Source organism: Sphingomonas sp., assembly GCF_035555815.1.
Classification (GTDB): domain Bacteria; phylum Pseudomonadota; class Alphaproteobacteria; order Sphingomonadales; family Sphingomonadaceae; genus Sphingomonas.
This window is the reverse complement of the sequence record NZ_DATMGG010000157.1, coordinates 1-10,975: the sequence shown is the minus strand read 5'-3', so window position 1 is coordinate 10,975 and position 10,975 is coordinate 1. Positions and strand designations below refer to the sequence as shown.

Annotated in this window: 12 protein-coding genes and 1 tRNA gene; 6 read left to right on the top strand and 7 right to left on the bottom strand. The window is 67.9% G+C overall.

Annotated features, from left to right (window positions below):
- Window positions 1-255: 255 nt before the first annotated feature.
- On the top strand, window positions 256-1,158 hold the full coding sequence (gene ypfJ, locus VNR91_RS08740; RefSeq protein ID WP_325490383.1) for a KPN_02809 family neutral zinc metallopeptidase: 903 nt from the start codon (window positions 256-258) through the stop codon (window positions 1,156-1,158).
- A 21-nt stretch (window positions 1,159-1,179) separates the two neighbouring features.
- Here ypfJ and VNR91_RS08735 read toward each other — a convergent pair whose 3' ends face one another.
- Entirely contained in the window at window positions 1,180-2,166 is a 987-nt protein-coding gene (locus VNR91_RS08735) for an NADP-dependent oxidoreductase (protein WP_325490380.1), read from the bottom strand.
- A 123-nt stretch (window positions 2,167-2,289) separates the two neighbouring features.
- Window positions 2,290-3,222: a DUF2171 domain-containing protein gene (locus VNR91_RS08730; protein ID WP_325490379.1), complete on the bottom strand. Its 933-nt coding sequence runs from the start codon at window positions 3,220-3,222 to the stop codon at window positions 2,290-2,292.
- A 231-nt stretch (window positions 3,223-3,453) separates the two neighbouring features.
- Between VNR91_RS08730 and VNR91_RS08725 the strand changes: the two genes are divergently transcribed.
- The 3 genes from VNR91_RS08725 to VNR91_RS08715 all read left to right on the top strand — a co-directional run bounded on the left by VNR91_RS08725 (window position 3,454) and on the right by VNR91_RS08715 (window position 5,076).
- A tRNA-Ala gene (locus VNR91_RS08725) sits at window positions 3,454-3,529 on the top strand.
- 63 nt (window positions 3,530-3,592) lie between these two features.
- Window positions 3,593-4,354 carry an NUDIX hydrolase gene (locus VNR91_RS08720; RefSeq protein ID WP_325490378.1) on the top strand — a complete coding sequence of 254 codons (762 nt, stop codon included), beginning with the start codon at window positions 3,593-3,595 and terminating at the stop codon, window positions 4,352-4,354.
- 29 nt (window positions 4,355-4,383) lie between these two features.
- Window positions 4,384-5,076: an extensin family protein gene (locus tag VNR91_RS08715; protein ID WP_325490382.1), complete on the top strand. Its 693-nt coding sequence runs from the start codon at window positions 4,384-4,386 to the stop codon at window positions 5,074-5,076.
- Window positions 5,077-5,092: 16 nt separating this feature from the next.
- On the opposite strand, the gene VNR91_RS08710 is transcribed toward VNR91_RS08715, so the two are convergent.
- The gene (locus tag VNR91_RS08710; protein WP_325490377.1) at window positions 5,093-5,644 is read right to left on the bottom strand and encodes a hypothetical protein; all 552 of its coding nucleotides are present in this window, start codon (window positions 5,642-5,644) and stop codon (window positions 5,093-5,095) included.
- Between the two features lie 334 nt (window positions 5,645-5,978).
- On the opposite strand from VNR91_RS08710, the gene VNR91_RS08705 reads away from it, so the two are divergent.
- The gene (locus VNR91_RS08705; RefSeq protein WP_325490376.1) at window positions 5,979-6,557 is read left to right on the top strand and encodes a CHAP domain-containing protein; all 579 of its coding nucleotides are present in this window, start codon (window positions 5,979-5,981) and stop codon (window positions 6,555-6,557) included.
- A 6-nt stretch (window positions 6,558-6,563) separates the two neighbouring features.
- Here VNR91_RS08705 and msrB read toward each other — a convergent pair whose 3' ends face one another.
- From msrB to VNR91_RS08685, 4 genes are all read right to left on the bottom strand, one after another.
- Window positions 6,564-7,037, bottom strand: coding sequence for a peptide-methionine (R)-S-oxide reductase MsrB (gene msrB / locus VNR91_RS08700; RefSeq protein WP_325490375.1), 474 nt, complete (start codon window positions 7,035-7,037; stop codon window positions 6,564-6,566).
- 31 nt (window positions 7,038-7,068) lie between these two features.
- Window positions 7,069-8,310: a cytochrome P450 gene (locus VNR91_RS08695; RefSeq protein ID WP_325490374.1), complete on the bottom strand. Its 1,242-nt coding sequence runs from the start codon at window positions 8,308-8,310 to the stop codon at window positions 7,069-7,071.
- A 71-nt stretch (window positions 8,311-8,381) separates the two neighbouring features.
- Window positions 8,382-9,632 carry an ABC transporter permease gene (locus VNR91_RS08690; RefSeq protein WP_325490373.1) on the bottom strand — a complete coding sequence of 417 codons (1,251 nt, stop codon included), beginning with the start codon at window positions 9,630-9,632 and terminating at the stop codon, window positions 8,382-8,384.
- The gene (locus VNR91_RS08685) at window positions 9,629-10,606 is read right to left on the bottom strand and encodes an ABC transporter ATP-binding protein (RefSeq protein ID WP_414712396.1); all 978 of its coding nucleotides are present in this window, start codon (window positions 10,604-10,606) and stop codon (window positions 9,629-9,631) included. Before VNR91_RS08685 ends, VNR91_RS08690 begins: the two co-directional genes overlap by 4 nt.
- Between VNR91_RS08685 and VNR91_RS08680 the strand changes: the two genes are divergently transcribed.
- On the top strand, window positions 10,588-10,975 hold a 388-nt coding region (locus tag VNR91_RS08680; RefSeq protein WP_325490372.1), incomplete at its 3' end, for an epoxyqueuosine reductase. The genes VNR91_RS08685 and VNR91_RS08680 overlap by 19 nt on opposite strands.

The window sequence follows — 10,975 nt, the reverse complement described above, 5'->3', positions numbered from 1 at the left end:
CGCCGCGCAGGCGGTGGCGCCGCACAGCGGACAGATAGCGCGCAACGGCTTCGCCCTGAGCGATATCGCGCTGTTCGTCTTCGCCGCGCTCGGCGTGTGGCTGGCGCAACGCAGCCTGCGCCGCCGCAAGCGGGGCAAATCGCAACCATTAGGCCCCGACCGCACGGAGTAGCCCCACCCGCCACAGGAAGCGATTGCAACCGTTGCCGTCCACGCGCATTCATGGCGACGGAATCAATCAGCAAGGGGCGGGCGATGCGGCTCGACGATCTCGATCCCAGCAACAATGTCCGCGATCTCGGATCGGGCGGCGGAGGGGGCGGTGGCGGCGGGCTGTCGATCCTGGGCCTGCTGCCGCTGCTGCTCGGGCGGCGCATGGGCTGCGGCACGATCGGGCTGCTGGTGGTGGTCGGCGTCATCTATCTGGCGATGAGTGGCGGTGGCGGCGGGCTGCTGAGCGGCGGCGACACGTCGGCGCCGACCCAGCAATCGACGACCGCCGGCGGCAGCGGGGCCAAGGTGTGCAATACCGCCGAACGCCTGTTCTCCTGCCGCGTCCTCGCCAGCACCGAACAGGTGTGGGGCAAGATCTTCGAACAGAATGGCCAGCGCTATCAGCCGCCGGTTCTCAATTTCTATCAGGGCGGTACCCAGTCAGGCTGCGGCGCCGCGACCTCGGCCGCCGGCCCCTTCTATTGCCCGCCCGATCACGGCGTGTTCCTCGACACCAGCTTCTTTGATGAATTGCAGAACCGCTTCGGCGCCAAGGGTGACTTCGCCGAGGCCTATGTGATCGCGCATGAGGTCGGCCACCACATCCAGACGCTGACCGGCACCTCCGAACAGGTGACCCGCCAGCAGCAGCGCGCCGGCCGCGCGCAGGGCAACGCGCTGTCGGTGCGGCTCGAACTACAGGCCGATTGCTATGCGGGCGTGTGGGGCCGGCTGAGCGGCCGGATGGAACCGGGCGACGTCGAGGAAGGGCTGGTCGCCGCCAACGCGATCGGCGACGACACGCTGCAAAAGCAGGCGCAGGGCACGGTGGTGCCCGACAGCTTCACCCACGGCAGCTCCGCCGAACGGGTCAAGTGGCTGCGGCGCGGGCTGGAGACCGGCGATCCGGCCCAGTGCGATACGTTCAGCGGATCGATCGATTGAGCCGGCGCCGGCGCCCCGACCCTACAGCCGCACCAGCATCTTGCCGGTGTTGGCGCCGCTGAACAGGCCGAGGAACGCGTCGGGCATCGCCTCCAGCCCGTCGACCACGGTTTCCTCGCGCTGGAGCTGGCCCGCCGCGGCCATCCCCGCCATGTCGCGATAGAAGTCGGGCAATCGGCCGAAATGGTCGGTGACGAGGAAGCCGGTGATGCGGATGCGGGCCGCGATCACCCGCGCGATGTAGCGTAGCTGCGTCGGTTCGGCGTGGTTGTAGATATCGATCATCCCGCAGATCGCGAACCGCGCGCCCAGCCGCGCGGTCGCCAGCGCTGCGTCGAGCTGGTCCGCGCCGACGTTGTCGAAATAGACGTCGATCCCGTCGGGTGCCGCCTCGTGCAGCGCGCGCAGCACCGGCCCGGCCTTATAGTCGATGACGTGATCGGCGCCCAAGGACTTGACCCAGGCGCATTTTTCCGCCCCGCCAGCGGAGCCGATCACCGCCATCCCCTTGGCCTTGGCGATCTGCACCACCGTCGATCCCACCGCACCGGCGGCGGCGGACACGAACACGGTCTCACCCGGCTTGGCCTCCGCGACGTGGAGCAATCCGGCATAGGCGGTCAGGCCGGGCATCCCGAATTGGCCGAGGAACGCCTGCGGCGGTACGCCAAGCGCGGGCAGTTTCTGCGCCGCGGCCGCCGCCACCACCGCTTCGTCGCGCCAACCGTCCATGTGCTGGACCAGATCGCCGGGCGCGAACCCCTCCGCGCGGCTTTCTACCACCTCCCCGATCGCGCCGCCGTGCATCGGCTCACCCAGCGCGTACGGCGCGGCATAGCTCTTCACGTCGTTCATCCGGCCGCGCATATATGGATCAACCGACAACCACAGGTTGCGCACGCGAATCTGCCCGTCCTCGATCGGCGCAAGCGGCCATGGCTTCAACGCGAAATCGCCAGCTTGCGGCATTCCCTGCGGGCGACGTTCCAGGATCCAGGCGCGTGACATCGACAAGCTCTCCCATTAATTTTCGAAACATGGGTATGGCGACGACGTTGCCTCGGCAAGCCCCAAAACGAATGCGCCCGGACATCGCTGTCCGGGCGCATCGCCTCCGTGGTCGGCGTATCGTCAATAGGTGCCCGAAAAGCTCCGGCCCAGCGTGGTGCGGGCGCTGTCGTCCTCCGCGTCGGACCCGAAGAAGGCGCGCGACCGCTCCTCGTCGCGCCAATGCGCCTTGGCCTGTTCGGCGGTCTTGGCGATCGACACCTTGTCCTCGACCGTCGACAGCCAGGACGAGGGGATCGAATGATGGCGCCCACCGGCATCGGGGTCGTTCTTGGTCAGCACGATGCGATCGCCGCGCACCTTGTCGACAGTGCCGACATGCTCGCCATCCGATCCGACCACCTCCATATGCTCCTCGACCCGCTGGAGCAGGCTGCGCTGCCCCTGACGATTCGAGCGCCATGAGCCGAACTCATTCTCGAACTTCGCGGCATTCTCACGCCGATACTCCGCGTAATCCCGGTCGAGCGCGTCGATCTGGCCCCGGCGCCAGGCGTGATAATCGCGGTCGGCGCCATGCGTGGTCGCTCCGTCCCGTCGGCTGGCGGCGCGGCTCTGCTGTTCGTCGTACCACACGTCGCGATCGCGGCGACGCTCCGCCTCCTCGTCGCCGAACCACGAGCGCACCTCGTCCCCGGCACGCGCCATGAACCCGCGATCGTCGGGATCATAGCCGCTGCGCCGGTCGTCGTACGCGCGGTGATCGCGGCGTTCGCGACCGCCTTCGGCGAAACGATGGCCGTCATGGGCATAGCTGCCCCGATAGCCGCGCTCGTCGCCGGGACGTTCGAATGGCGCGCTGCGGCCGCCGCCATAGCCGGTGCCACCGCCGCGGAAATTGCGGTCGTCGCGGCCGATCATTCCGGCCGCTTCGTAATTGCGCGCGCTCGAATAGCTGTAGTCGCGGCCCGATCCGAAATCGCGGCCATAATCCTGGTCCTCGCGGCGGTTGTAGCCACGGGTGACATCGTCGTTGCGGAAACGATCATCGACCATCGTGATACTCCTTGGGTGATGTGCCGGGGCGCACCGCCAAGGACGGCGGCGCCTCCCACGGGAACTCAAGGATCGAGCGCCGGGAATGTTCCCGGCCGGGCGATGCGGTTCGCGACAAAACGAGGCGGACGGGCGGCGAGAAAAAAGCTGCGGAGGCGGCGTTGCATCGCCCCGACCATGCCGCTAAGGGATCGCCTCCCCGACGGCTCCGGCCGCCGGGAACGGGAGTGCGGGGCTGTAGCTCAGATGGGAGAGCGCTGCAATCGCACTGCAGAGGTCAGGGGTTCGATTCCCCTCAGCTCCACCACCGACTCCCGTTTGCGCCGATTGGTCTTTGCGTTGCCAAAGCGTGCATCCTAGACCCGGCATCATGGCAACATCGACCGAAACGATCACCCCCGCCGCAACCGTCGTGGTGATGCGCGATCGCGCGGACGGTCCGCCCGACCTGTTGATGCTCGAGCGATCGGCGGCGATGTCCTTTGCCGGCGGCGCGCTGGTGTTTCCCGGCGGGCGGGTCGATCCCGGCGACCTCGCGCTGGCCGATGTGCTGGGCGCCGACGACAAGGAGGAGGCTGCCGCGCGGATCGCTGCGGTCCGCGAGTCGATCGAGGAGGCGGGAATCGCCGTCGCGCTCGATCCCGCGCCCGACGCCGCGGCGCTGGCGGTACTGCGCGCGGCGCTGCACGCCGGCGACAGTTTCGGCGAGGCGCTGGCGCGGGCGGGAACCGCGCTAGCGCTCGATCGGCTGGTGCCCTTTGCCCGCTGGCTGCCGCGCGGGATGCGGCACCGCATCTTCGACACGCGATTCTACCTGATCCGCGCGCCGGACGATGCCGAACCGACCGTCGACGGCACGGAGAACAGCCGCCTGTTCTGGGCGAGCGCGCAATCGGTGCTGGATGATGCCGATGCCGGGCGCGTGACGATCATCTTTCCCACCCGGCGCAACCTGGAGCGGCTGGCGCGCTACGCCACCTTCGACGACGCGGTCGCCGATGCGCGCGCCCACCCGGTCGAAACGGTCACGCCGTGGATCGAGGTGCGCGACGGCGTCGAGCGCCTCTGCATCCCGGAGGGGATCGGCTATCCGGTCACGTCCGAACCGACCGCGACCGCCCACCGCGCGTGAGCACGGTCCGGCAGGCGACGATCGCGACGATGATCGCCGCCGTGATCCTGGGCGTCGGGTTCGGCGGCTATGCGCTGCTGACCGCGCGGCCGCAGGACCTGCCGTGGACCAGCCTGGACCTGACCGCCCCGGCGGGCCGCTTCACCGGGCGCAAACTGGCGCGGCTGGGGCAGGACTTCGCCCAATGCCGCGCGCTGCTCGATCGCGCCGGGGTGCGTTTCACCGCGCTGGCGCCGCTGAAGGAGCGGCAGTGCGGCTATGCCGACGGCGTGCGACTAACCGGCGGACCGAGCGCGATCGCCTTTTCGCCCGCGCGGCTGGGGATGTCGTGCCCGATGGCGGCGGGGATGACGATGCTGGAGCGATTCGTGATTGGGCCGGTCGCCGAGCGGCGTTTCCACGCCCGCGTCGTCCGCATCGAACATCTCGGCAGCTATAATTGCCGGCGAATCTATGGGCGCAGCAAGGGCGACTGGAGCGAGCACGCCCGCGCCAATGCCGTCGATATCGCAGGGTTCGTGCTTGAAGACGGGACGCGGATCAGCGTGGCGGCGGACTGGAAGGGGCACGGGGCGAAGGCGCGTTTCCTGCACGATGTCCGCGACGGCGCGTGCCGGCTGTTCGCGACGGTTCTGTCACCCGACTACAACGCCGCCCACCGCGACCATTTCCACCTCGATCAGGCGCGGCGGGGCGCGGCGGGCTGGCGATCGTGCCGTTAGTCGGTTGCGGCGCGGTTCAGTTCGACATCGCCGCCGGATCGACCTTCTCCACCCAATAAGGGAAGAACGCCGGCGCACGCGACGACCAGCCCGAAGCGGTAGCCGCAGCCTCGCTGATCGACTGGAGCAGCTTGCGGCGCAGGTCCGGATGCAGCGTCGGCAGCGCTGCGGCGGCGCAGAACGCGCCCGGCAGCCACGGCCGCGCATCGGCGCCGATCAACCGCTCGTACAGGAAGCGGTACGAGGAAAAGGCGGTCAGCCGCCCCTGGCCAAGATCGAACGCCGAAACGGTGATCAGCGGCGCCATGAACGGCTCGATCGTGTCCAGCCCGCTGTCGTCGGGCATCAGCGCGCGGATTTCGGGCAGGCGATCATAGATGCGTGCCTGCGCGCGGATGCTGGCCGCCTCGACCACATCGCGTGACCAGCGCGCCAGCGCGTCGTCTCGATCGAGCCCGATATCCAGCGAACGACGGATATAACGCTGGGTCGCCGCACTGAAGCCGGCGAACTCCTTCATCTCGGCCAGCGTCATCGCGCCTTCTGCCGGTTTCATTCTGGAAGCCATTGTTCGTACCCCACCCACGCAGTGTCGGCGGATGATGCGCCCGGATGGTTAACGGTCTCGTTAACCGCCCGTCGTCCGCCGTTCAGCAAAGGGAGCATGGTTACCGCTGCGCTGCAACAAAGCTGCGGTGAACCGATTCGAGCGGGTGCGGGATTTCGCCAAGTGCGTCATTGCCGCAACATCTGCGGTGAACCGAGCCTTGGCGGCGACCAAATTCGGGAACGAATTCGACTCGTCGGACTAACTCCCCGTTTCAACGCCGCGGGGTTTCAGGCGGCGGTGCCCCCCGCCACAACACGCTCAACCAAGTCACTAGCGAGACCGGGGGGTCTTCATGAAAATCCGTGGCGCCGCAGCGCAGATTGCCCTGGTGCTTGCCGGCATCGTCATGACCGCCACCCCGGCCCAGGCGAAGTTCTGGCAGTGCGTGCCCTATGCCCGCATGATCTCCGGCGTGAACCTCTATGGCAACGCGCTCACCTGGTGGGACCAGGCCGCCGGTCGCTATGAGCGTGGATCGGCGCCGAAGGAAGGCGCGGTGCTGGCGTTCGCTCCGACCAAGCGGATGCGGCTCGGCCATGTCGCCACCGTATCGCGCGTCATCAGCGATCGCGAGGTGCTGCTGACCCACGCCAACTGGTCGCGCCGTGGCGGGGTCGAGGCCGACGTCCGCGCGGTCGATGTTTCCGACGCCGGCGACTGGAGCAAGGTCAAGGTGTGGTACGCGCCGAACGGCGGGCTGGGCACGTCGACCTACCCTACCCATGGCTTCATCTATTCGGGCCATGCCCCGGCGATCGCGCCGCTCGACGATCGCGACGATCGCGTCGCGCCGACCATGACGATCGCCGCCACCTCCGCCGCCAAGTTCCGGCTGGACAGCATCGCGTCGCTGGCGACCGCGTCCAACTGACCGGCGCTACAGCGCGCGGGGCGTGAAGCCGAGCGCGAGGCCATTCATGCAATAGCGTTTGCCGGTGGGCCGTGGCCCGTCGTCGAACACATGGCCCAGATGGCCGCCGCAACGCCGGCAATGCACCTCGTTGCGAATCATCCCCAGCGACCGGTCGCTGCTGATCGCCACCGCGTTCGGCAGCGGCGCCCAGAAGCTTGGCCAGCCGGTCCCGCTCTCGAACTTGGTCTTTGACGTGAACAGCGGCAGCGCGCAGCCGGCGCAGGCGAACACGCCGCTACGGTGTTCCTTGTTGAGCGGGCTGGTGAACGCGCGCTCGGTCGCCGCGCGGCGCAACACGTCATATGCCGCCGGCGACAGCCGCTTGCGCCACTCCGCGTCGGACAGTTCCACCTCATATCCGGCCAGTGCGGGCAGAGGCACGGCGACGGCAATCGCGAAGAGCGCGGCACCGGTCAGGACGGTACGTCGATCGATCATGCCGCCAATATAGGGGGCCGGCGGCGCGACGTCAGTAGCGGCTCAATTCCACCGGCATCTTGCGATAGCCGTGGACGAAGCACGCCGACACGCGCGTCGGCTCCTCGATCACGTTCACCCGCAGCCGCCGCTTCGCCATTTCCTCCATCAGGATGCTGATCTGGAGTTCGGCCAGCCGCGCGCCGACGCAGCGGTGGATGCCGTGACCGAACGCCAGATGCCGCCGCGCGTTGGGCCGGTCGACGACGACGCGGTCGGCATCGTCGCCAAACACGCTCTCATCGCGGTTGGCGGAGAGATACCACAACGCGACCTTGTCGCCTTCCCGGATCAGATGGCCGTCGACCTCCGCATCCTGCGTCGCGGTGCGGCGCATATGGGCGAGCGGGGTCTGCCAGCGGATGATCTCCTGCGTCGCATTGTGGATCAGCGACGGATCGGCCTCCAGCTTGGCGCGCTCATCCGGGAAGCGGTCGAGGCCGTAGGCATAGGCCGACATCGAGTTGCGCGTGGTGTCGTTGCCGCCGACGATCAGCAGGATCAGGTTCCCGAGGAATTCCATCTGATCCATGTGCGCCATCGCGTCGGAATGGATCATCATGCTGATCAGGTCGGGGGTCGGTTCCTTGTCGACCTTCTGGTTCCACAGCGTCTGGAAATAGGCGCCGCACTCGTACATGTGCTGCAGGCGCTGCTGGCGCAACTCCTCGCTCTTGATGATCTCGATGTCGCCCGCCCAGTCGGACCAGAAGGTCAGCTTGCGCCGGTCCTCCCACGGAAAGTCGAACAGGATCGCCAGCATCTGCGTAGTCAGTTCGATCGACACGGTGTCGACCCAGTCGAATCGCTCACCGACCGGCAGCGTATCGAGGATCTCGGCTGTGCGGCGGCGGATGTCGTCGCTCATCCGCACCATCTCGCTGGGCGTAAAGGCGGGAGCGACGGTGCGGCGCTGGCCCGTGTGCTTGGGCCGGTCCATCGCGATGAACATCGGCATGTTCACCTCCGCATCAGCCGGCGCATCGGCGATGGTGATGCCGCCAACCTCCGACGAGAACACCTCCGGCAGCGATTCGATGTGGAGGATGGGCTTGTACGTCGCGATCGACCAATAGGGGCCAAAGTCCGAATGTTCGGTCCTATGGATACCGCCCCTACCGCGAATTTCCGCAAACGGCGCCTGCCAGACATCGTCGCGATAGAGTTCCGCCCGGCTGACGTCGAGCGGATCGATCGGCCAGTCCTGGACCGCTTCCTGGGCAAGCGTCGCCATCAGATCCTCTCCTCCGATTTTGGAGGGAGAATGCCTTAACTGACATCAATGTCAATATCAGTGCGGGATAATCAGTGCGGGATATTGGCAGCCGCTTCCGGCACTTTGCCGCTCCGCCCCCGGAACAGCTTCGGGCCGCCCGATTGCAGCACGCCCCGGCGGAACAACCACGCCCCGATCCAGATGGTGATCGCCACCCACAGCAATTGCCAGCCGATCGCCAGCAGGTGCGGCCACAATTCCGGCTTGTTCGCCGCGCGCGCGCCCATCGCCAGCGGGGAACTGAACGGAAAGATCTCCGCTCCGCGTGCGATCCAGCTGTCCGGATTGGCCGCCGCCGCCTGTGCCCAGCCGAACATCGCGACCTGAAAGATGGTGATCGGCAAAGACAGCAGCTGGATCTCGCGCGGGGTCGATGCCTGCGCGCCGACGCTGAGGAACACCGCGCCCTGCAGCATGTAGGACATGGTGAAATAGGCGAAGAACAGCAGCGGGAACGCCGGCATCCCCACCGCCGGGCCGATATCCGCCAACCCACGCGCCATCCCGGCGGGCAGCAGCGCGCCGACATTGGTGACGATCGTCGCCCAGAAACCGACGAACAGGATCGCGACCCCGAACATGCCGATCAGCTTGCCCAGGAACACGCTTTCCAGCGGGACCGCGGCGGCCAGCACCTCGATCACCTTGTTGGACCGTTCCTCCGCCATCGTGCCGACCGCCTGCCCGGCAAGCAGCAGCGTCAGGAAGAAGATGCCGAACACGGTGAAGAACGCCGCCTGGCCATGGCCCGATGCGGTGGCGACGACCCGGTGGACCGGCTGCTTGGTCGCGACGGAAAGCGTAGTTGGCACGCGCGCGTCACGCAGGCTTTCCTCCGCCAGCCGCGCCAGATAGTCGGCGCGCGACTCCTCGCGGTTGCCGTAGAGGATGGTCGGCGAAGCCAGCGGCCCGCGCAGTACCGCCGACGCCTCGATATCCTTTCGATCGAACAGCGCCCGCGCCTGTGCGGCGGGATCGGCGGCAGGCGGCTCGATGAACAATCTGGGCGGGGCATCGCCACGGCGGAACACCGGGCGCAATCGGGCGTCGGCGGCCAGCAGCGCGCGCCCTTCGTCGGCCGGGACGACGGCGATGATCCGTTCCTTGTCGATCGAATTGCCCGCCACACTCGCTGCGCCCAGCCCGCCGATCATACCGAAGCTCATCATGATGATCGGCGCGAGCAGAAAGATCAGGAAGGTCGGGGTGAATACCGTCGCGATGAAATCGCGCCGCGCGACCGTCAACGTCTGGCGGATCATGTGGCGGAACCGGCTCATGCCGCCGTCTCCAGCGCTTCGCGGCCGACGATCTTGACGAAGGCGTCGTGGAGGCCCGGCCGCTCGATCGACAGGCCGGAGATGCCGTATCCGGCGTCGATCAGCTTGACCAGCGTCGTCTCGATCCCCTCATCGGGCATGGTGAAGCGCCAGCCGCCGTTCTCTCGCTCCGCGTCGGGCGGGAGCAGCGCCTGGATGCCGTCGTGCGGGCTGCGCGGCACATAATGCGCGCGCAGCGGCAGCAGCGCGCGGGCGTCGGCCACCGTTCCCTCGAACCGCGCCTTGCCCCCGGCGATGATCGTCAGCCGGTCGCACAGCCGCTCGGCATGGGCCATGACATGGGTGGAAAACAGGATGGTGGCGCCGCGATCGCGCTCGGCGCGGATCAGGCCTTCCAGCTTTTCCTGATTGACCGGGTCGAGCCCGGAGAACGGCTCATCGAGCACCAGCAGCTCGGGTTGATGCACCACCGATCCCAGGAGCTGGACGAGTTGCGCCATGCCCTTCGACAGCTTGCGGATCTTCTGATCGGCGGCGTGACCCAGCCCGGCCTCCTCCAGCATCGCCCGCGCGCGCTTGCGCCCGGTGCCCCAGTCGAGCCCGCGCAGCGCGCCAAGGAAGGCGATCGCCTCCACCGCCTTCATCGCCGGATACAGCCCGCGCTCCTCGGGCAGATAGCCGACCCGGTCGCTGACGTCGCGCGGATGCCCGGCGCCCAGCAGCGTGCGCTCGCCGCCATCGGGTTCGATGATGCCCAGCAACATGCGCAGCGTCGTCGTCTTGCCCGCGCCATTGGGGCCGAGCACGCCGTAGACCGCGCCGCGCGGCACCGCGATATCGACGCCATCGACGACGTTACGGTCGCCGAAACGCTTGACCAGCCCCTTGGCGGTGACCGCCCATTCCTGTGACAACGCGATACCCTTCCAGTGCGGACTCGTGGTAGCGGGCCGCGGTGCGCCAAGACAAGCCATTGGAAGCGTTGCTGAAGCATAAAGCCGCCGAACTCGGGTTCGCCGCGATCGGGATCGCGCGCGCCGACGCCGCGCCGCAATCGGGCGCGCGGCTGCGGCAATGGCTGGCCGAGGGCCGCCACGGATCGATGATCTGGATGGAGGAGCGCGCCGACCAGCGCGCCGCCCCCGCCGCGCTGTGGCCAGAGGTGCGCAGCGTGATCGCGCTGGGGATGAGCTATGCGCCCGGCGTCGATCCGCTGGCGCTGGACGGGGTTGGCGATCGCGGGCGCATCTCGGTCTATGCGCAGGGCGGCGATTATCACGACATCGTCAAGCGCGCGCTGAAGGCGCTGGGTCGCTGGCTGATCGCCGAGGCGCCGGGCGATG

Excerpts from the sequence above, each read along its gene's own strand:
- ypfJ (WP_325490383.1), top strand. The coding sequence starts at position 256 with ATGCGGCTCGACGATCTCGATCCCAGCAACAATGTCCGCGATCTCGGA.
- VNR91_RS08735 (WP_325490380.1), bottom strand. The coding sequence starts at position 2,166 with ATGTCACGCGCCTGGATCCTGGAACGTCGCCCGCAGGGAATGCCGCAA.
- VNR91_RS08730 (WP_325490379.1), bottom strand. The coding sequence starts at position 3,222 with ATGGTCGATGATCGTTTCCGCAACGACGATGTCACCCGTGGCTACAAC.
- VNR91_RS08720 (WP_325490378.1), top strand. The coding sequence starts at position 3,593 with ATGGCAACATCGACCGAAACGATCACCCCCGCCGCAACCGTCGTGGTG.
- VNR91_RS08715 (WP_325490382.1), top strand. The coding sequence starts at position 4,384 with ATGATCGCCGCCGTGATCCTGGGCGTCGGGTTCGGCGGCTATGCGCTG.
- VNR91_RS08710 (WP_325490377.1), bottom strand. The coding sequence starts at position 5,644 with ATGGCTTCCAGAATGAAACCGGCAGAAGGCGCGATGACGCTGGCCGAG.
- VNR91_RS08705 (WP_325490376.1), top strand. The coding sequence starts at position 5,979 with ATGAAAATCCGTGGCGCCGCAGCGCAGATTGCCCTGGTGCTTGCCGGC.
- msrB (WP_325490375.1), bottom strand. The coding sequence starts at position 7,037 with ATGATCGATCGACGTACCGTCCTGACCGGTGCCGCGCTCTTCGCGATT.
- VNR91_RS08695 (WP_325490374.1), bottom strand. The coding sequence starts at position 8,310 with ATGGCGACGCTTGCCCAGGAAGCGGTCCAGGACTGGCCGATCGATCCG.
- VNR91_RS08690 (WP_325490373.1), bottom strand. The coding sequence starts at position 9,632 with ATGAGCCGGTTCCGCCACATGATCCGCCAGACGTTGACGGTCGCGCGG.
- VNR91_RS08685 (WP_414712396.1), bottom strand. The coding sequence starts at position 10,606 with ATGGCTTGTCTTGGCGCACCGCGGCCCGCTACCACGAGTCCGCACTGG.